Genomic DNA, 19,748 nt, shown 5'->3' on the forward strand with positions numbered 1-19,748 from the left:
CCGCCGCCCCCGTACGCCGCCCGACAAGGAGGCACCCCGTGATCCGCCGTACGCTCGCCGCCGTCCTCGCCCTCGCCGCCGGGTCCGTCCTGCTCACCGCCTGCGGCACCGGCGACGCGGCGAACGCGGAGGTCGCCGCCGGGAACGGCGGCCCGAAGCTCAATATCGGCCCCGACCAGCACCGCATCCGCGGCAGCAAGGACCCGGTGAGCGCCGCGCTGGTGCCCGCCCGGGTCCGGCGGACCGGCGAACTGCGGATCGGGGTGGGCGCCGAGAGCAGCCCCCCGCTGACCTTCTACGCCACCGACGACACCACCCTCATCGGCGTCGAGGAGGACCTGGCCACCCTCGTCGCCGACACCCTCGGGCTGAAGCCGCACTTCGAGCCGCTGTCCTGGGAGAACCTCTTCGTCGGCCTGGACAGCGGCAAGCTCGACGCGGTCTTCGCCAACGTCACCGTCACCGAGGAGCGCAAGGAGAAGTACGACTTCGCCACCTACCGCCTCGACCAGCTGGCCATGGAGGCCAGGAAGGGCAGCGGCTGGAAGGTGCGCGGCCCCGCGGACGTGGCGGGCCGGACCATCGCCGTCAGCTCCGGCACCAACCAGGAGAAGATCCTCCTCGACTGGAGCCGGGAGGACGAGAAGGCCGGCCGCAAACCGGTGGACGTCAAGTACTTCCAGAAGCCCTCGGACGTACAGCTCGCGCTCCAATCGGGCCGGATCGACGGCTACTTCGCCCCGAACCCGACCGTCGCCTACCACGTCGCCACCGCCGGCCGGACCGAGATCGCCGGCACCTTCTCCGGCGGCGGCGCCCACCTCCGGGGCGAGATCGCCGCCACCACCCGTAAGGGCAGCGGCCTGGCCGGGGCGTACGCCGCGGCCCTGCGCAAGGTCATCGCCGACGGCCGCTACGGCCGGGTGCTGGCCCGCTGGGGGCTGTCCGGCGAGGCCGTCGCGACCTCGCGGATCAACCCGCCCGGACTCCCCAGGACCGCCGACTGAACCCGGCGCCCGGCCCCGCACCGCACCGACCGGCCCCCGCACCGGCCGCCCCCGTACCGCACAGAAAGGCTCCCACCATGCCCGTACCGCACCACCCGCCGCGGCTGGCCGTCGCGCTGGACGCCCCGCAGGACCCGCCCCGCCCCGACGCCGGCCACTACACCGCGCTCGCCCGGCTCGCCGAGCGCGGCACCCTGGACTTCGTCACCCTCGGCGACCGCTTCGGCGGCCCCGGCCCGGACGCCCTCGCGGTGCTCGCCCGGATCGCCCCCGCCACCCGAAGGATCGGGCTGGTCCCGACGGTGACCACCACGCACACCGAACCCTTCCACGTCTCCACCGCCGTGGCCACGCTGGACTGGGTCAGCCGCGGCCGGGCCGGCTGGACGGTGGAGGTGTCCACCACCGAGGCCGAGGCCGCGCTCGTCGGGAGGCGCCCGGCCGCCCCGCCCGCCGAGGTCTGGCCGGAGGCCGGCGAGGTCGCCGAGGTCGCCGGGCGGCTGTGGGACAGCTGGGAGGACGACGCGGAGATCCGCGACCGGGCCACCGGCCGCTTCGTCGACCGCGACCGGCTCCACTACGTCGACTTCACCGGCCGGTCCTTCTCGGTCCGCGGGCCGTCCATCGTCCCCCGCCCGCCGCAGGGCCGCCCGGTGACCGTCGTCGACGCGACCGGGGACACCGGCGGGCCCGGGGGAGCGGCCCGCCGGGAGGTGGCCGCCGCCCGGGCCGATGTCGCGCTGGTCCGGGTCGAGGACCCGCAGACCGCCGGCGCCGCCCGCGCCGCACTGCGCGCGCGGGCCCGGGCGCACGGCCGCGACCCCGGCGACCTGCTGGTGCTGGCCTCGCTGCCGGTCGAGCTGGAGTCCGCGGCCGACGCCGCCGGCCTCGCCGACCTGCTCGGCGACTGGTACGCCCAGGGCGCCGCCGACGGCTTCCACCTGCGCCCCGCCGACCCCGCCCGGGACCTGCCCCGGATCGTCGAGGGCACCGTCCCGCTCCTCCGAGAGCGCGGTCTGCTCCGCCGCTCCTACGAGGGCACCACCCTGCGCGCCCACCTCGGCCTGCCGCGCCCCGCCAGCATCTACGCCCTCGCCCGGGAGGCTTCCTGATGGGCTCCGACCCCCGCCCGCGCAAGCAGATCCACCTCGCCGCGCACTTCCCCGGCGTCAACAACACCACCGTCTGGGCCGACGCGCCCACCCGTCGCCCGACCGCCACCCCGGCAGGAGGGGCTCCGCCCCGCCCCTCTCTCGGCAGCCAGATCGACTTCGCCTCCTTCGAGCACCTGGCGCGCACCGCGGAGCGCGGTCTGTTCGACTTCTTCTTCCTGGCCGAGGGGCTGCGGCTGCGCGAGCACAAGGGCCGCATCCACGACCTCGACGTGCTCGGCCGGCCCGAGTCGCTCACCGTGCTGAACGCCCTGGCGGCGGTCACCGAGCGGCTGGGCCTGGCCGGCACGGTCAGCGCCACCTTCAACGAGCCCTACGAACTCGCCCGCCGCATCGCCTCCCTGGACCACCTCAGCGGCGGCCGGGCCGCCTGGAACGTCGTCACCACCTCCGACGCCTTCACCGGGGAGAACTTCCGCCGCGGCGGCTACCTCGACCGCGCCGACCGCTACACCCGCGCCGCCGAATTCCTCGCCACCGCACGGGAGTTGTGGGACTCCCGGCCGGACGGCGGGGCGCCGCGCCGGGTCGAGCACCGCGGGCCGCACTTCACCGTCCGCGGCGAGTTCGCCCTCCCGCGCAGCCCGCAGGGCCACCCCGTCGTCATCCAGGCCGGGGACTCCGCCGAGGGCCGGGAGTTCGCCGCCTCGGCCGCCGACGTGATCTTCACTCGGCACAGCGGCCTGGAGGCCGGCCGGGCCTTCTACGCCGACGTCAAGCGCCGGCTCCCGGCGTACGGGCGGCGGCCCGCGGACCTCAAGATCATGCCTGGGGTGACCTTCGTCCTCGGCGACACCGCGGCCGAGGCCCAGGAGGCGGCCGCCGAGATCCGCCGCCGGCAGGTCTCCCCACAGACCGCGCTGCTCACCCTGGAGCAGGTCTGGGGAGTGGACCTGTCCTCCTACGACCCCGACGGGCCGCTGCCGGAGATCGACCCGGACCCGGACGGCGAGCTGGCCCGGGGCCGGGTCCGGATCGCCGACCCGCGGGCCGTCGCGGACAAGTGGCGGGCGCTCTCCCGCGCCAAGGGGCTGTCCATCCGGGAGACCGTCATCGAGACCACCGGGCGGCAGTCCTTCGTCGGCACCCCGGAGAGCGTCGCCCGCGAGATGGACGCCTTCGTGCAGAGCGACGCCGCCGACGGCTTCATCCTCGTCCCGCACCTCACCCCCGGCGGCCTCGACCCGTTCGTGGCGCGGGTCGTCCCGCTGCTCCAGGAACGCGGCGTCTTCCGCACGGAATACACCGGGACCACCCTGCGCTCCCACCTGGGGCTGCCGGAACCGGCGCGCCCCGCACGGAAGGACTGAGATGACCAGCAGCACGACCCCGCCGGACGCCGCCCGGGCGTGGCAGGAGTGGCACGAGGGGCGCCTGGCCGCGGTCACCGGCCCGTACGGCCCGCTCGCGCTCGCCGGCACCCACTGGCTCGCCGACCACCCCGACGGCCGGATCGACGGGCTGCCGGGGCGCTGGACGGCCGCCGCCGACGGCACCGCGGTGGTCCTGGAGGCCGCGCCCGGGGACGGCCTCACCGTGGACGGCGCACCGGCCGCTGGCGTCCACCGGCTCGACCAGGACGCCGGGCCGGCGGCCGCCCGGGTCCGCCACGGGGCGCGCCGCCTGGTGGTGCTGCACCGCGAGGGGCTGTGGGCGGTCCGCGACTTCGACCCGGAGTCCCCGGCCCGGCGCGCCTTCGCCGGCCTCGACGCCCATCCGTATGACGAGCGCTGGGTGCGGCCGGGCCTGTTCCGCCCGTACGCCGCGCGGCGGACGGTCCAGGTGACCAACGCCGACGGGCGGGAGCGGGGCCTCGTCCTGGGCGGGGAGCTGGCCTTCACCCTCGACGGCGACGAGCACACCCTCCAGGTCGCGGTGGAGCCGGACGGCTCGCTGTGGGCGGTGCTGGCCGACGCCGGCAGCGGCACCGACGGCTATCGCTTCCGCTTCCTGCGGCCGCCCGCGCCGGCCGCCGACGGCACCGTGCCGGTCGATCTGAACCGCACCCAGTTGCCGCCGTGCGCCTTCGCCGACCACTTCCTCTGCCCCTTCCCGCCGCCCGGCAACACCCTGCCGTTCGCCCTGCGGGCGGGGGAGCGGAGCGCGCGCTTCCACTGAGCCGGACCCCGCCCCACCGCGCCGGACGCCGTCCCCACGGGCGGGGCCTGACGCCCCGGCAGTCCCCAACCCGGCTGCCGGGGCGGCGCGTTGGGGGCGCCCGGTGGTAGTGGTGCGCGGGCGCGGAATCGGGTCCTCCCTCTTGCGCGGCGGGGCGCCGCCCCCGAGACTCCCGCCCAGGAGCGTTTGTCAGGGGCACGCAAAGAAATGCGGGGGCCTCCCCTGCACGCGTCCGCGCGCCCCTCGGCTGCGCCTCACCGGCCGCCCACCGGCGGCCCCCGATCCCCCTCGGAGGAATCAGTGAGGAACGAGCGCACCACCCCCCGCAGCGGCGTGGCGAGACGCACCCGGCTGATCGCCGTGGCGTCCGGACTGGTGGCGGTCGGCGCCGTCGCCGTCCCGTCCGCCGCCGGCGCCCAGACCCCCGCCCCTGAAACGTTCAGCGCCGCCCGTCTCACCGCCGCGAGTGACGCGGTCCGCGCCGCGGACGTCGCGGGCACCGCCTGGCAGATCGACCCGGCGACCCACACCCTGGTGGTCACCGCCGACAGCACCGTCTCCACGGCCCGGCTCGGCAGGATCCGGCAGGCCGCGGGGAGCAACGCCGGCGCGCTCCGGATCGAGCGCACCGCGGGCAGGTTCCGCAAGCTGATCTCCGGCGGCGACGCCATCTACGCACCCAGCTGGCGCTGCTCGCTCGGCTTCAACGTCCGCAGCGGCAGCACCTATTACTTCCTGACGGCGGGTCACTGCACCCAGGGCAAACCGCCGTGGTACACCAACTCCTCCGACTCCACCAGCATCGGCCCGACCACCGGCTCCAGCTTCCCCGGCAACGACTACGGCATCGTGAAGTACACCAACGGCTCGCTGGCGCACGCCGGCACGGTCGGCAGCCAGGACATCACCAGCGCCGGGAACCCCACGGTCGGCCAGACCGTCACCCGCCGGGGCTCCACCACCGGCGTGCACCGCGGCAGGGTCACCGCCCTGAACGCCACGGTGAACTACGGCAACGGCGACATCGTCTCCGGCCTCATCCGGACCACGGTCTGCGCCGAACCCGGCGACAGCGGCGGCCCCCTCTACGCCGGCACCAAGGCGCTGGGACTGACCTCCGGCGGCAGCGGCGACTGCACCAGCGGCGGCACCACCTTCTTCCAGCCCGTCACCGAGGCCCTCAGCGCCTACGGCGTGAGCGTCTACTGACCGGCTGATCCCGCCCGGTCCCCAAGGCGGCGAAGGGTCCCTGCCGACCGGTCGGCAGGGACCCGGCGGCGGGCCTGCCGGAAGCCTCGACCGGCCTTATGGGCCGGGTCGCCGGGCCGGGCCTACCATGGGAGGCACAGGCAACCTGGGCGACGCGACGGCACATGTCAGGGGGCCGTGATGGTCGAAGAAGTGGTGGCGGCCGCAGTGGCGCTGGCCTGCGCGGGGACGGTCTATCTGATGGCCGCGGCACGGGTGGTCAAGCAGTACGAGCGCGGTGTGGTGCTGCGCCTGGGACGGCTGACCTCGACGGTGCGCGACCCGGGCTTCACCATGATCATTCCCGGCGTCGACCGGATGCGGAAAGTCAACATGCAGATCGTCACGATGCCGGTGCCGGCCCAGGAGGGCATCACCCGGGACAACGTCACGGTCCGGGTCGACGCGGTGGTCTACTTCAAGGTCGTGGACGCCGCCGACGCGATCGTCCGGGTCGAGGACTACCGCTTCGCGGTCTCCCAGATGGCGCAGACCTCGCTGCGGTCGATCATCGGCAAGAGCGAGCTGGACGATCTGCTGTCCAACCGCGAGAAGCTCAACCAGGGCCTGGAGCTGATGATGGACAGCCCGGCCATCGGCTGGGGCGTGAGCGTCGACCGGGTCGAGATCAAGGACGTCTCGCTGCCGGAGACGATGAAGCGCTCGATGGCCCGCCAGGCGGAGGCCACCCGGGACCGCCGGGCCCGGGTGATCAACGCCGACGCCGAGCTCCAGGCGTCGCGGAAGCTGGCGGAGGCCGCGGCGGCCATGTCCGACCAGCCCGCCGCGCTGCAACTGCGGCTGCTGCAGACGGTGGTGGCGGTCGCCGCCGAGAAGAACTCCACCCTCGTCCTGCCCTTCCCCGTGGAGCTGCTGCGGTTCCTGGAGCGCTCCGGCCTCCAGGCCCAGGCGCAGACCGCGCACACGGAGGCGGAGACCGAACGCGCCCGCGCGCAGCGGCCGGAGACCCCCGACGCGGCCCCGGCCCCGGCGGCTCCGGAGGCCCCGACCCCGCCTCCGGCCCCGGCCCCGGTGGAGGACGGCCACGTCGCCCCGGTGGAGAACGGCCACGTCGACGACGCCCTGCCGGCGCTGGAGGACCTCCCGGAGGCCGAGAACCTCCCGTAGCGCCCGGGGTGCTGCCACTCCTCCCCCCGGTTTTCCGCTTCCGCCGCGGAAAACCGGGGGTCGTTTTCCGGACAGGTGCGACCCTCACACTTCGCGCGCCCCCGGCGGCGCCGTCCGCCCTCTGATGTCCGCACTCGGGATACGGACGCGCGCATATCGGTGTGAACGACTCGTGCCGAAAACGTGAACTCCCGTACCGGAGACCGGAACCCGGTCTTGTGCACGAGTGGGACGGATGGGAATACTCGGCTCCGTTGGCATGGACGCGACGCTCCGCGGCGGCCGCCACGGAGCCGACCCGTCCGTGCCGGGTACTCGCACCTCACTCTCGGGCCCGCCCGACTCCCCACAGTCCCGGGCCCATCCCCCCACGGGAGGCACTGAGTTGACGCACCGACGCATACCCCACCGCCGCGCGATGCTGGCCGGCGCGGGCGCGCTCGCGCTCGCCGCCACCGCGACCGTCACCCTCGCCAACGCCCACGCGGCCCCCGCCCCCACGGTGGCCAGTCTCTCCCCGGCCGCGGCGACCACCCTGGCGTCCCAGCTCAAGTCCGGTACGGCCGGCGCGTTCTACGACGCGCAGGACCGGAAGCTGGTCGTCAACGTGGTGGACGAGGCGTCCGCCGCGGCCGTCCGGGCCAAGGGCGCGGAGGCGAGAATCGTCAAGCACTCGATGGCCCAGCTCGACGCGGCCCGGCAGACGCTGAAGGACCGGGCGACGATCCCCGGCACCGCCTGGGCGATGGACCCCAGGGCCAACAAGGTCGTGGTGTCCGCCGACCGCACGGTCACCGGCGCCAAGCTGGACCGGCTCACCAAGGTCGCCAGGAGCCTCGGCGACACCGTCGAACTGCGGCGCACCCAGGGCGAGTTCAAACCCCTCATCGCCGGCGGCGACGCGATCTGGGGCAGCAGCGCCCGCTGCTCGCTCGGCTTCAACGTGACCAAGGGCGGCCAGCCGTACATCCTGACCGCCGGCCACTGCGGCAACGCCGTCAAGGAGTGGTCCGACCAGCAGGGCGGCCAGACGATCGCGACCACCGAGGACTCCAAGTTCCCCGGTAACGACTACTCGATCGCCAAGTACACCGGCAACACCGACCACCCCAGCGAGGTCGACCTCTACAACGGCAGCACCCAGAAGATCACCAAGGCCGCGGACGCCACCGTCGGCGAGAAGGTGAAGCGGTCCGGCAGCACCACCCAGGTGCACGACGGCACCGTCAAGGCGCTGAACGCCAGCGTCAACTACCAGGAGGGCACGGTCAACGGTCTGATCCAGACCGATGTCTGCGCCGAGCCCGGTGACAGCGGCGGCGCCCTCTTCGACGGCGAGAGCGCCCTCGGCCTCACCTCCGGCGGCAGCGGTGACTGCAGCCAGGGCGGCGAGACCTTCTTCCAGCCGGTGCCGGCCGCCCTCCAGGCGACGGGCACGCAGATCGGCTGAACCGAACGGCCGATCGGCTCCGGCCAACGGCACGAACCGGCCCCCGGACGCTCTCCTCGTCCGGGGGCCGGTGCCGTTCCGTCACGTCGACGCGTCGTTGCGCCGGCGCACCGGTTCTAGAACTCGAAGACCGTGCCCTTGCCGCCCCCCATCTCGCAGGAGTTGGCGAAGGTGTGGGTGTACGAGATCCGGCGGCCCTGCCAGACGCCGTCCGCGGTGACCACGATGGGGGCCCAGATCTTGTTGCATATCCGCTGGCCCGTGGTGTTGGTCACCTTGGCGAAGTCACCGGCGACCGAGCGCAGCTGGGCGCAGGCGGCCTTCGCGTACGGGTGGCTTCCGGTCGCGGTCGGCATACAGCTCAGCGTCGCCGCGCGCAGCGCCGTGGCGGTCGCGCGGCTGTCGCCCTGACCGATCGTCAGGACCATCTCGGTGGGCGCGTAGAGACCACCGGTCCGGGCGGGCTGGGCCGGTGCGGCGGCGGCCTGCGCGGTGGTGGACAGCGCGCCCAGAACCAGCGCCGCGCCAACTGCGACCGCCCCAGTGATGTACCGCATGACGAACACTCCTTTGTGTCGTGGGTGGAGATTCCGGACGCGAGTCTGGACCAACCGCATCTCAAACGCACACGGCCCGATCACTTTCAGGCGATAGGTGAAAGCTGAGAGTAATGGCGCGAAAGTGCCCGGCGCCGCCGGGGGTGGTGCACCCGGGGGTTCGTGCGCTGCCAGCGCGGATGAGGTCCCTCCGGCGGGGCCCGGCGCGCCTCCGGATGGAAGGATTCCGGCCGCCGACCGTCCGTTCGGCCGGGCTTCGATCTCCGGTGATTGGCCGAAGCGCGGGGCCGGGATCCGCCGGTGGATCAGTGCGCGGGCGGGTCCCGGCGGTCGTCGGCGGGCCCCTCGGGACCGTCCAAGTCCCGTTCGCCGCCGCCCCGTTCGCCGGAGTGCACGTCCAGATGGGGCGGGCGGGACTTCGGACTCACCCATCCAGATCGGCCAGTCCCGCGGTGAGCGCCCGCATGCCGCGGACGACCAGCTCCGCGGGGCCGTGCGGGCCGTCCGCCCGCGCGTCGCCCGCGGCCCACTCCTCCACCGCGACCCGCATCGCGGTGTTCGCGGCGGCCGCGGCCAGTCGCACGGTCAGCGGATCGGCGCCGGTGAGCCGCGCCAGCACCGGCCGCAACTCCTCCTCGGAGTCGTGGTGGACGCGGTGCCAGACCGCGCGCAGCGCCGGGTCGCCGGGCATGGCGCGCAGCAGTCCGCGGGTCCACCGCAGCGCCTCCGCGGCCGGTTCGTCGGCGGGGGTCAGTGCCCGGCGGGCGGCCTGCTCCAGCGCCGTGCGGGCCGGCGGTGCCTCCGGTACCGCGGTGGCGGCGGCCAGATCGCCGATCCACTGCCGGACGCCGACCGCGAGCAGCGGGGCCACCGCGTCCTCCTTGGTGCGGAAGTACCGGTAGAAGGTGCGCAGTGCGACGCCCGAGGCGCGGGCGATCTCGTCGGCGGTGACGCCGGGCCCGCGCTCCGCGAACAGCGCCGCCGCGGTGCGGGCGATCTCCAGCTGGGTCTCGGCCTTGCGGCGCTCGGTGAGGGACGGCCGCGCGGGGGCGGGCGGTGCGGTGGGGCGCGGTGCGGTGGGCATGCGGCCAGCTTACGGAGCGCGGTGGCACATCGGCATGTCATGCGAATATGACACATCGTGCCAAGTGGGCGTACCGTGCTAGACGCCCCCAGGCACTTCACGAAACGGAGCAGCACCATGGACCGCTTTGACGGACGCCGCGCACTGATCACCGGAGCCGGCTCGGGCATCGGGCAGGCCACCGCCCACCGGATCCTCGCCGAGGGCGGCCGGGTCGTCGCGGTGGACGTCGACGAGGCGGGCCTGGCGGCCACCGCCGAGCGGGCCGCCGCGGACGGCACCGCCGGCCGCCTGGAGACCGCGCGGCTGGACATCGCGGACGAGGCCGCGGTGCGCTCCGGCGTGGCCGCCGCGGTGGACCGCCTCGGCGGGCTGGACGTGCTGGTCAACGCGGCCGGCATTCTGCGCTCCGCGCACACCCACGCGACCACCCTGGAGTTCTTCGAGCGGATCGTCTCGGTCAACCTGACCGGCACCTTTCTGATGATCCGCGAGGCGCTGCCGGCCCTGTTGGCGGGGCAGGCGCCGGTGATCGTCAACTTCAGCTCCACCTCGGCCTCGTTCGCCCACCCGTACATGGCGGCGTACGCGGCGAGCAAGGGCGGCATCCAGTCGATGACCCACGCCATCGCCGCCGAGTACAGCAGGCAGGGGCTGCGCGCGGTGTGCGTGGCGCCGGGCTCCATCGCCAGCAACATGACCACCGGCCGCGGTCCGGGGCTGCCCGAGGACGCCGACATGAGCCTGTTCGCCAAGCTCGCCCCGGCCATCGGGCAGGGCTTCGCCGGCCCGGAGACCGTCGCCGGCGTGATCGCGATGCTCGCCTCGGAGGACGGCGCGTTCATCACCGGCACCGAGATCCGGATCGACGGCGGTACGCACATGTGACGGACCGACGGCGGCCGGGAATCGACGGTTCCGCGGGGGTTTGCCCGCGGGCCGGGCCGAAGACCGCGAGAATGGGGACGGCGCCTCGCGCGTGCCGCGTCGGGAGGGGCGTGGCAGGTGCGGGGCGCTTCTCGTCGTACCGGGTGTCCGGGGTCAGGCCGGCAGGCTCCCGGCGTCGCCGGTCGGCCCGCCGCCGGCCCGGTCGTCGGCCGTCCGGTGCAGCGTGGCCAGGACGACGGTGACCAGCGCGCCGCCCACTGCCCAGGCGGAGAGCACCAGCAGCGGCCCGGTCAGCGCCCGGCCCCGGAAGTAGGCGATCGAGCGGGCCGCCCAGGTGCCGGCGCCCGGCGGCAGCGCGGGCCCGATCGCCCGCCAGAACGGCGGCAGCAGCGGATACGGATAGGCGCCGCCCGCGCTCGGGTTGCCGAACACCACGATCACCAGGATCGCCAGGCCGATGCCGATGATGCCGAGCAGACCCTGGAAGGCCAGGGTGGTGGCGCCCACCGCGAAGACGGTCAGCGCGCCCAGCCCCCACAGCCCGAAGAGGCTGCCGGGCAGCGCGCCGAGCACCGGGCCGACCACGATCGCCCCGGCCAGCCCGGCGGCGATCGCGTAGAGCGCCAGCGCGGCCAGCCGGATGACCGCCCGCGGGCGGTTGGCCGGGCGGGCCCCGGCGCTGATCGCCAGGATCGCGGCGCACAGATAGCCGCCCACGCACCACCCCACGACGAGGTAGAAGGACGACAGGCTGCGGCCGTCGCCGGGGTCGGCCGGGACCACGTCCTCGGTGCGCACGGTCCGCCCCTGTTGCTTCTCGGCCGCCGTCACCACCGCCTCGACCGCCTGCGCCAGCGAGGCACCGCCGCCGCCGGCGACCAGCAGCCGGTCGGTGGTGCCGCGCGGATCGACCAGCAGCGCGGCGTCGCGGGTGCGGTCCCCGATCCGGCGCCGGGCGTCCTGCTCGGAGGCGGCCGGGCTCGGGTCCAGCGGTGCGCCCGGGAGCCGGTCGAGCTTGTGCACCAGCTCGCCGCGGACCTGGGCGGGGGCGACCACGGCGAGCGGCACCCGGTCCGGCTTCGGGTGGTGGAAGGCGCCGGCGTACGACGTGATGAACGCGACCATCAGGCCCAGCACCCCGATCACCAGGAGTGCCGCGCGGGTCGTCACGGCGCTCCGCACCTCCTCGACGAAGGTGAGGGGCCTGCCGTCGTCGGTCGTGGCCATGCGCCGCTCCGTTCCGGAATCCGTAGATCTTTCAGGGGTTTTTATATCCCTTTGAGGCGATATATCCCGGTCGGAGTGGCCCCCGGGCGTGTGTTCGTACGGATGTTCGAAGAAGCGTTATGGTGGAGGGAAGTGAAACAAGGGACGCGAATACAGCCGGGGGGCGTATGAGGTGCAGGAGGTGCGGATGCCCGGGTTCACGCATCTGCACACCGCTTCGGGCTTCTCGCTGCGCTACGGCGCCTCCCACCCGGAGCGGCTGGCCGAGCGCGCCGCCGAGCGCGGGCTGGACGCCCTCGCGCTGACCGACCGGGACGGGCTCGCCGGCGCCGTGCGGTTCGCCAAGGCCGCCGCCGAGGCCGGCATCCGCCCGCTGTTCGGCACCGAACTCGCCGTGGCCGAACGGGAACCGGCGCCCCGGCCCACCGCCCGCCCCCGCACCCCGGTGCGCGGCGGCGCCTTCCTCGACGAGTCCGCCGCCCGGGTCGTCTTCCTGGCCCGGGACGGCGCCGCCGGCTGGGCCGCCCTGTGCCGGCTGGTCTCGGCCGCCCACGCGGCGCGGGGCGAGCAGCCCGTACTTCCCCAAGGCGCCCTGGAATCCGCCACGGACGGGCTGACCGTGCTGCTCGGGCCGGACTCCGAGGTCGGCCGGGCGCTGGCCGCCGGCCGGCCGGACCGCGCCGCACGGCTCCTCGCCCCCTGGCGCGAGCGGTACGGCGACGCGCTGCGTCTGGAGGCCGTCGACCACGGCCGCCCCGGCAGCGGCCCCGGCTCCCTGCAGCTGGCCGCCCGCACCCTCGGCTTCGCCGTCGACCAGGGCGTCCGCGCCGTCCTGACCAACGCGGTCCGCTACGCCGACCCCGGCCAGGGCCCGGTCGCCGACGTCCTGGACTCCGCCCGCCGCCTGGTGCCGGTGGACCGCCGCCGTCCCGAGACCTGGGACAGCGGCGAACGCTGGCTCAAGGACACCGCCGCGATGGCCGCCGCCGCCGAGCGGATCGCCGAGGCGGCCGGCTTCCGGCGCGGCCTCGCCCACCGGCTGCTCGCCATGACCGAGGAGACCGCGGGGGAGTGCCGGGTGGACCCGCGGGGCGACATCGGGCTGGGCCGCATCCACTTCCCCGAGCCCCGGCTGGTCGGCGCGGAGCACCGCACCGCCGCCCGGGTGCTGCGCTCCCGCTGCGCCGCCGCGATGGTGCTGCGCGGCTACGACCGCGACCGGGAGCGCTGGGCGCGGCTGCACGAGGAGCTGCGCACCATCGAGCGGCTCGGCTTCCCCTCGTACTTCCTGACGGTCTCTCAGGTCGTGGCGGACATCAGGGAGCGGGGCATCCGTGTCGCGGCCCGCGGCTCCGGTGCCGGCTCGCTGGTCAACCACCTTCTCGGCATCGCCCACGCCGACCCGGTCGAGCACGGGCTGCTGATGGAGCGGTTCCTGTCCGAGCGGCGGGCCGCGCTGCCGGACATCGACATCGACGTCGAGTCGGCCCGCCGGCTGGAGGTCTACCACGCGATCTTCGACCGCTTCGGCGCCGCGCGGGTGGCGACCGTCTCGATGCCCGAGACCTACCGCGTCCGGCACGCCGTACGGGACGTGGGCGCCGCCCTCGGCATGGACCCGGCGCGGGTGGACCGGCTCGCCAAGGCGTTCCCGCACATCCGGGCCCGGGACGCCCGCGCCGCGCTGGCCGAACTGCCCGAGCTGCGCGGGGTGCGGGAGGGCGCCGACGAACGGCTGTGGGGGCTGGTCGAGGCGCTGGACGCGCTGCCCCGCGGGATCGCCATGCACCCGTGCGGGGTGCTGCTCTCCGACGCCACGCTGCTGGACCGCACCCCCGTCGTGCCCACCAGCGGCGAGGGGTTCCCGATGTCCCAGTTCGACAAGGACGACGTGGAGGACCTGGGGCTGCTCAAGCTCGATGTGCTGGGCGTGCGGATGCAGTCCGCGATGGCGCACGCGGTCGCCGAGATCGGCCGGGCCACCGGCGCCCGCCTCGACCTGGACGACCCGGCGCAGGTGCCGCCCGGCGACCCGGCCACCTACGGCCTGATCCGCTCGACCGAGACGCTGGGCTGCTTCCAGATCGAGTCGCCCGGCCAGCGCGACCTGGTCGGCCGGCTCCAGCCCGCCACCTTCCACGACCTGGTCGTCGACATCTCCCTCTTCCGGCCGGGCCCGGTCGCCGCCGACATGGTGCGCCCCTTCATCGACGCCCGGCACGGCCGCAGCCCCATCCGCTACCCGCACTCCGACCTGGAGGAACCGCTGCGCGAGACCTACGGGGTGGTGGTCTTCCACGAGCAGGTCATCGAGATCCTGCGGATCATGACCGGATGCCGCCGGGACGAGGCGGACGAGCGGCGGCGGGCCCTGGCCGACCCGGAGAAGCAGGCCGAGGTGCGCGCCTGGTTCGCCGGGCGGACCGCCGCCCGCGGTTACCCGCCCGACGTCGTCGCGCGCACCTGGGAGATCGTCGAGGCGTTCGGCGCCTACGGCTTCTGCAAGGCGCACGCCGTCGCGTTCGCGGTGCCCACCTACCAGTCCGCCTGGCTCAAGGCGCACCACCCGGCGGCCTTCTACGCCGGGCTGCTCACCCACGACCCCGGGATGTACCCCAAGCGGCTGCTGCTCGCGGACGCCCGGCGGCGCGGGGTGCCGGTGCTGCCGCTGGACGTGAACCGGTCGGTGGTCGCCCACCGGATCGAACTGGTGTCCGGTCGGGAGGGTGCTCCGGACGCCTGGGGACTGCGGCTGGCCCTCTCCGACGTGCACGGAATCAGCCAGGCCGAGGCCCGGCGGATCGTGGACGGGCAGCCCTACCGCTCGCTCCAGGACCTCTGGCAGCGAGCCCGCCCCAGCCGCCCGGTGGCCGAACGCCTCGCCCGGGTCGGCGCGTTGGACGCCTTCGGCGCCAACCGGCGTGACCTGCTGCTGCACCTCGCCGAACTGCACCACCACGGACGCAGCGCCCCCGCCGGGCAGTTGACGCTCCACACGGACGGGGAGGAGGGCACCGAACCGGTCGAGCCGGCCGGCCTGCCCGACCTCACCGACGTGGAACGGCTCAGCGCCGAACTGGGCGTCCTCGGCATGGACGCCTCCCGCCATCTGATGGCCGACCACGGCGCGTTCCTCACCGAGCTGGGCGCGGTGCCGGCCCGGCGGCTGCGGGACGTCCGGCACGGCGAGACGGTGCTGGTCGCCGGCGCCAAGGCGGCCACCCAGACGCCGCCGATCCGCTCCGGCCGCCGGGTCATCTTCACCACCCTCGACGACAGCACCGGCCTGGTCGACTGCGCCTTCTTCGACGACAGCCACGAGAGCTGCGCCCGCACCGTCTTCCACTCGTGGCTGCTGCTGGTGCGCGGCACGGTCCAGCGGCGCGGCCCGCGCAGCCTCAGCGTGGTCGGCAGCGCCGCCTGGAACCTCGCCGAACTGGCCGAACTCCGCCGCACCGGCGGCCTGGAGGCGGTCACCGCCCAGCTCTCCGGTGCAAGCACCGGCTCCACCGGAGCGGCTGGCGCCGCGCCCCTTGCTGCGTCCCCGGAGCGCGCGCCCCGGGACGGCGCCGCCGGCGAGCCCGCGCCGGAGCCCGCCGAGGCGGCCGGGACCGGCCCCGGCCGCACCATCCGCCTGGAGACCGGCTACGAGCTGCACCCGTGGGCCGACCTCCAGCCGCCCGGCGAACGCGCCGCCACCGGCCGCAAGTTGTGGCACGCCAGCCCCGGGAGCGCCGGATGACCCCCAAGGCCCCGCCCGTCCCGCCACCCCCGGCCGGCGCCCGGCGGCCGCCCGGCACGCTGTACGTCCGCTTCCGGACCGCCGCCGGCGAGCCGGTGAGCGCCCGCCGGTACGAGCAACTTCTCGGCCTGCTGGGCCAGTTCACCCCGGTCGTCCAGGCGCTGCCGCCGGACGCCGCGCTCGCCGACGTCCGCGGCGCGCTGCGCTACTTCGACCGTGACGCCGCGGGCATCGCCGCGCTGATCCGGCTGCGCGCACTGGCCTGGCACGGCGTGCGGTGCACCATCGGCGTCGGCGGCAACCCGCAGCTCGCCCGGATCGCGGCCCAGGACGCCCCGCCCGGCGGGATCGGCTCGGTGCCCGCCGACCCGCGGTCGGTCGCCGCCTTCCTCGACCGCCGCCCGGCCTCCGCGCTGTACGGCGTCGGACCGGCGGCCGCCCGCGCGCTGTCCGCCTACGGGCTCGACAGCGTCGGCAAGATCGCCGCCGCGCCGCCCGCCACCCTCCAGCGGATCCTGGGCGCCCGGGCCGGCCGGGCGGTCTCCGAGCGCGCCCGCGGCATCGACCCCACCCCCGTCACCCCCAACGCGGCCGCCCGCTCGATCGCCGCCGAACACCGCTTCGCCCACGACGAACTGGACCCCGACCGGCGCCGCCGGGCGCTGCTCTCGCTCGCCGACGAACTCGGCGCCCGGCTGCGGGCCGGCGGACAGGCGGCCCGCGCCCTCACCCTCACCGTCCGCTACGCCGACCGCTCCACCACCACCCGCACCCGCCGGCTGGACACGCCGACCGCGCACGGCCCCGCGCTGACCGCGGCCGCCTACGCGCTGCACACCGCCCTCGGCCTCCAGCGGGCCCGGGTGCGCGCCCTGGCCCTGCGGGCTGATGACCTGTGCCGGGCCGAACACGCCGCCCGCCAGCTGACGTTCGACGCCGCCGACGACAAGGCCCACCGCGTCGAGGCGGCCGTCGACCGCGCCCGCGCCCGCTTCGGCACCGCGGCGATACGCCCCGCCGGAGCGTTCGGGCCGGCCCCGGCCCCTGGACCGACCCGGCCGCGCCGCCGGGCTTAGGGCGCTCCGCGTCACCGCGCCACGTGACCACGCGATTCCGCCGGCGCTCCGGGGCATCGTCTCCCCTGCACGCAACCGCTGTTGCGCACCCGGCTGTGCGGTGTGGATCGTGTAGTGCTTCCTTCACCGTCATACCGCTGGTACACCCTGCTTACCCGCCCGTAACTTAACCGTCAGTTCACAAGTCGGCCCTTGCGATCCGGATCGCAGCTGAACGGCTCACCGAGCACTTCGGAGCCCCCTCACCCTCGCAAGGAGCACCCTATGAAGCTGCGCTGGCCGAGACTGCGCGCCGTACTCCCGGCGTCCGCCCTGGTCATAGGTCTCGCCACGGCAACTCCCGCGGCCGCGGCCCCCACCGTGAGCAGCGGATGGAACGACCTCTCGTGCAAGCCCTCCGCCGCCCACCCCCGCCCGGTCGTCCTCGCCCACGGAACACTCGGCAACTCCGTCGACAACTGGTTAGGGCTCGCGCCCTACTTGGTGGCCCGCGGCTACTGCGTCTTCTCCCTGGACTACGGCCAACTGCCCGGAGTCCCGCTCTTCCACGGGCTCGGCCCGGTGGACGCGTCGGCACGGCAACTCGCCGTCTACGTCGACCAGGTGCGGTCCGCGACCGGCGCGGCCAAGGTCGACATCGTCGGGCACTCGCAGGGCGCCATGATGTCGCGGGTCTACATGAAGTTCCACGGCGGCGCGGACAAGGTGGACACGCTGGTGGGGCTGGCCCCCACCAACCACGGCACCACCCTAAGTGGCCTGACCAAGCTGCTGGACCTCTTCCCGGGCGCCCGGAAGTACATCGACGAGCACGCCCAGGGCCTGACCGACCAGGCCGTCGGATCGGCCCTCCTCAACCGCCTCAACGCCGGCGGCGACACCCTCCCCGGTGTCCACTACACCGTCATCACCACCAAGTACGACGAGGTCGCGACGCCGTACACCACGGGGTACCTCAACGGCCCCGACGTCCACAACGTCCGGCTCCAGGACCTGTGCGCGGTGGACCTCTCCGAGCACGTGGCCATCGGGACCGTCGACCGGATCGCGTTCCACGAGACGGCCAACGCGCTCGACCCGGCCCACGCCACTCCGAGCAACTGCCTCTCCGCCGCGAGCTGAGCGCCGCTCCGGCCCGCGGTCGGCGCGCGGGCCGGGGCCCGGGCCGGGGCCCCGTGACTCAGCGGGTGCCCCGGCCCGTCCTGCGCAGCGTCCGAAAACCACCGGACGCGCCCGCCAGCACCACCGGGATCAGCAGCAGCCACCCGGAGAAGGCGAGCACCCCCGCGGTCAGCAGGACACTGGCCAGCCCGCCCCACCACAGCGGGGTGCGGCGCGGCAGCAGCACCAGCGCGGCGGCCAGCCCCGCCAGGGTCACCGCGGCCAGGCAGGTGGCGGTGGCCCGCATCAGCAGGTCCAGGTCGGCGGTGCCGGACGCGGCTGGCACCGCCAGCGCCGCGGCCACCACGCCGAGCACCGCCAGCGACCGGCGCGGCACCTCGCCCGGCTCGCCGCCCTTGGCCAGCCAGCGGGGCGCCGCCCCGTCCCGGCCGAGCGCAGCGCCGAGCCGGGAGGCCCCGGCCAGATACGAGTTGACCGCCCCGAAGGTGAGGAACAGCGCCGCCGCGGCCGCCACCGGGCGGGCGGCGGTCCCCACGCTCTGCGCGAGCAGCGCGGTCAGCGGCGTGTCGGTCCGGGCGGCGGCCGGGCCCAGCGCCCCGATGGTGGTGACCGCCAGGCCCAGGTAGAGCACGGTGATCACGGCGAGCGTGCGGCGGGTCACCCGCGGCAGGTCCCGCGCCGGGTCGGCGAACTCGCCGGAGAGATGGCTGGCCGCCTCCCACCCGGCGAACGCGAAGAACAGCACCGAGGCCGCCGACCCCACCGACGTCCAGCCGCCCGGCAGGAACGGTGTGAAGTGCGCCGCGGACACCCGCGGCGCGGCCGCCAGCACCGCGCACAGCAGCACCGCCGCCAGCAGCCCGCCGAGCAGCAGCTGCACCCGGCCCGACATCCGCAGCCCGACCGCGTTGGAGACCAGCGACCCGACCAGCACCGCCGCGCCGACCGCGGCCGCGCCGCCCGCACCCCAACCGGCCGCGTCCGCCACGTACTTGCCGCCGATCCAGGCGGCCGAGACCACCCCGAGCGGCACCGCCCCGTAGAACCACCACCCGACCACCGCTGCGGCCCGCGGCCCGATCGCCCGGTGCACATACGTGGCCACGCCGCCGCCGTCGGGGAACCGCGCGCCCAGCGCCGCGAACGACGCGGCCACCGGGACGCACATGGCCAGCAGGACGACCCAGGCCAGCAGGGAGGCGGGACCGGCCGCGGCGGCGGCCAGCGACGGCAGCGTCAGCACACCGGGACCCAGGACGGCACCGGCGCACAGCGCGGTACCGCCACCGATACCCAGCCGCCGTACATCCGGCCGCGCAGAAGCAGTGAGAGATGTTTCTTGTACGGACACAGCCGCAGACGCTAGCCGTAACGTTGATCAGATCGAGCCCTCACCGAACGAAATTCGGCGGCGACCGGCACCATGGGGGGCATGGACGACATTGATTCGGCGATTGTCCGGGAACTGCAGCGCGATGCACGGCAGACCAACCGCGAACTGGCCGGCAAGCTCGACATCGCCCCCTCCACCTGCCTGGAGCGGGTCCGCGCGCTGCGCGCCCGCGGCGTCATCACCGGCTACCGCGCGACGGTGGACCTGCGGGCCCTCAACCGTCCCGTGCAGGCACTGCTGACGGTCCGCATCCGGCCCATGAACCGCGAGGTGATCGAGCGGTTCAAGGCGTTCCTGACCTCCCTGCCCGAGGTGCTCAACGTCTATGTCGTGGCGGGCGGCGACGACTTCCTGGTGCATGTCGCGGTGCCGGACGTGGACAAGCTGCACGCCCTGCTGATGGACCGGATCTTCAAGCGCCGCGAGGTCGTCGACTGCCGCAGCTCGGTGATCTACCAGCACGTCGCCAACGACATCGTCGAGCCGCTGCCGCCCGGGCGGCCCTGACGGGACCGGCCGGGCGGCAGCGGCGGGCG

General features: G+C 74.9%; 17 protein-coding genes. 12 read left to right on the forward strand and 5 right to left on the reverse strand.

What is annotated here, in order from left to right; genetic code table 11:
- Nucleotides 1-38 precede the first annotated feature (38 nt).
- The 7 genes from B073_RS0105510 to B073_RS0105540 all read left to right on the forward strand — a co-directional run bounded on the left by B073_RS0105510 (nt 39) and on the right by B073_RS0105540 (nt 8,123).
- Nucleotides 39-1,007, forward strand: a complete 969-nt coding sequence (locus B073_RS0105510; RefSeq protein ID WP_018537092.1) for an ABC transporter substrate-binding protein — start codon at nt 39-41, stop codon at nt 1,005-1,007.
- Nucleotides 1,008-1,084: 77 nt separating this feature from the next.
- On the forward strand, nt 1,085-2,119 hold the full coding sequence (locus B073_RS0105515; RefSeq protein ID WP_018537093.1) for an LLM class flavin-dependent oxidoreductase: 1,035 nt from the start codon (nt 1,085-1,087) through the stop codon (nt 2,117-2,119).
- On the forward strand, nt 2,119-3,489 hold the full coding sequence (locus tag B073_RS0105520) for an NtaA/DmoA family FMN-dependent monooxygenase (protein WP_018537094.1): 1,371 nt from the start codon (nt 2,119-2,121) through the stop codon (nt 3,487-3,489). The genes B073_RS0105515 and B073_RS0105520 overlap by 1 nt, the downstream gene beginning before the upstream one ends.
- 1 nt (nt 3,490) lies before the next feature.
- Entirely contained in the window at nt 3,491-4,297 is an 807-nt protein-coding gene (locus tag B073_RS0105525; RefSeq protein WP_018537095.1) for a DUF1684 domain-containing protein, read from the forward strand.
- 300 nt (nt 4,298-4,597) lie between these two features.
- On the forward strand, nt 4,598-5,506 hold the full coding sequence (locus tag B073_RS0105530; RefSeq protein WP_018537096.1) for a S1 family peptidase: 909 nt from the start codon (nt 4,598-4,600) through the stop codon (nt 5,504-5,506).
- A 180-nt stretch (nt 5,507-5,686) separates the two neighbouring features.
- Nucleotides 5,687-6,673: a slipin family protein gene (locus B073_RS39190; RefSeq protein ID WP_018537097.1), complete on the forward strand. Its 987-nt coding sequence runs from the start codon at nt 5,687-5,689 to the stop codon at nt 6,671-6,673.
- A 418-nt stretch (nt 6,674-7,091) separates the two neighbouring features.
- Nucleotides 7,092-8,123 carry a S1 family peptidase gene (locus tag B073_RS0105540; protein ID WP_018537098.1) on the forward strand — a complete coding sequence of 344 codons (1,032 nt, stop codon included), beginning with the start codon at nt 7,092-7,094 and terminating at the stop codon, nt 8,121-8,123.
- A 116-nt stretch (nt 8,124-8,239) separates the two neighbouring features.
- Here the strand turns inward: B073_RS0105540 and B073_RS0105545 are convergent, their stop codons facing one another.
- The 3 genes from B073_RS0105545 to B073_RS0105555 form a co-directional block, all read right to left on the reverse strand.
- Nucleotides 8,240-8,680 carry an SSI family serine proteinase inhibitor gene (locus B073_RS0105545; protein ID WP_018537099.1) on the reverse strand — a complete coding sequence of 147 codons (441 nt, stop codon included), beginning with the start codon at nt 8,678-8,680 and terminating at the stop codon, nt 8,240-8,242.
- Nucleotides 8,681-8,985: 305 nt separating this feature from the next.
- Nucleotides 8,986-9,108: a hypothetical protein gene (locus tag B073_RS48700; RefSeq protein WP_018537100.1), complete on the reverse strand. Its 123-nt coding sequence runs from the start codon at nt 9,106-9,108 to the stop codon at nt 8,986-8,988.
- Nucleotides 9,105-9,764, reverse strand: a complete 660-nt coding sequence (locus tag B073_RS0105555) for a TetR family transcriptional regulator (RefSeq protein ID WP_018537101.1) — start codon at nt 9,762-9,764, stop codon at nt 9,105-9,107. Before B073_RS0105555 ends, B073_RS48700 begins: the two co-directional genes overlap by 4 nt.
- Before the next feature lie 117 nt (nt 9,765-9,881).
- Here B073_RS0105555 and B073_RS0105560 point away from each other — a divergent pair, with 117 nt between their 5' ends.
- Nucleotides 9,882-10,652 carry an SDR family NAD(P)-dependent oxidoreductase gene (locus B073_RS0105560; protein ID WP_018537102.1) on the forward strand — a complete coding sequence of 257 codons (771 nt, stop codon included), beginning with the start codon at nt 9,882-9,884 and terminating at the stop codon, nt 10,650-10,652.
- Between the two features lie 153 nt (nt 10,653-10,805).
- On the opposite strand, the gene B073_RS0105565 is transcribed toward B073_RS0105560, so the two are convergent.
- Nucleotides 10,806-11,879 (reverse strand): hypothetical protein, encoded by a 1,074-nt coding sequence (locus B073_RS0105565; protein ID WP_018537103.1) that lies wholly within the window; start codon nt 11,877-11,879, stop codon nt 10,806-10,808.
- 187 nt (nt 11,880-12,066) lie between these two features.
- Here B073_RS0105565 and B073_RS0105570 point away from each other — a divergent pair, with 187 nt between their 5' ends.
- The 3 genes from B073_RS0105570 to B073_RS0105580 all read left to right on the forward strand — a co-directional run bounded on the left by B073_RS0105570 (nt 12,067) and on the right by B073_RS0105580 (nt 17,819).
- Entirely contained in the window at nt 12,067-15,621 is a 3,555-nt protein-coding gene (locus B073_RS0105570) for a DNA polymerase III subunit alpha (protein ID WP_018537104.1), read from the forward strand.
- Nucleotides 15,618-16,697, forward strand: a complete 1,080-nt coding sequence (locus B073_RS0105575; protein ID WP_018537105.1) for a DNA polymerase Y family protein — start codon at nt 15,618-15,620, stop codon at nt 16,695-16,697. The genes B073_RS0105570 and B073_RS0105575 overlap by 4 nt, the downstream gene beginning before the upstream one ends.
- A 264-nt stretch (nt 16,698-16,961) precedes the next feature.
- A complete protein-coding gene (locus tag B073_RS0105580; RefSeq protein ID WP_018537106.1) occupies nt 16,962-17,819 on the forward strand; it encodes an esterase/lipase family protein in 858 nt (285 codons plus the stop codon).
- 58 nt (nt 17,820-17,877) lie between these two features.
- Here the strand turns inward: B073_RS0105580 and B073_RS0105585 are convergent, their stop codons facing one another.
- Nucleotides 17,878-19,170: an APC family permease gene (locus B073_RS0105585; protein ID WP_051093923.1), complete on the reverse strand. Its 1,293-nt coding sequence runs from the start codon at nt 19,168-19,170 to the stop codon at nt 17,878-17,880.
- An 81-nt stretch (nt 19,171-19,251) separates the two neighbouring features.
- On the opposite strand from B073_RS0105585, the gene B073_RS0105590 reads away from it, so the two are divergent.
- Nucleotides 19,252-19,719, forward strand: a complete 468-nt coding sequence (locus B073_RS0105590) for an Lrp/AsnC family transcriptional regulator (protein WP_018537108.1) — start codon at nt 19,252-19,254, stop codon at nt 19,717-19,719.
- The last annotated feature ends 29 nt before the right edge of the window (nt 19,720-19,748 follow it).

It is taken from the genome of Streptomyces sp. MspMP-M5, assembly GCF_000373585.1.
Lineage (GTDB): Bacteria > Actinomycetota > Actinomycetes > Streptomycetales > Streptomycetaceae > Streptomyces.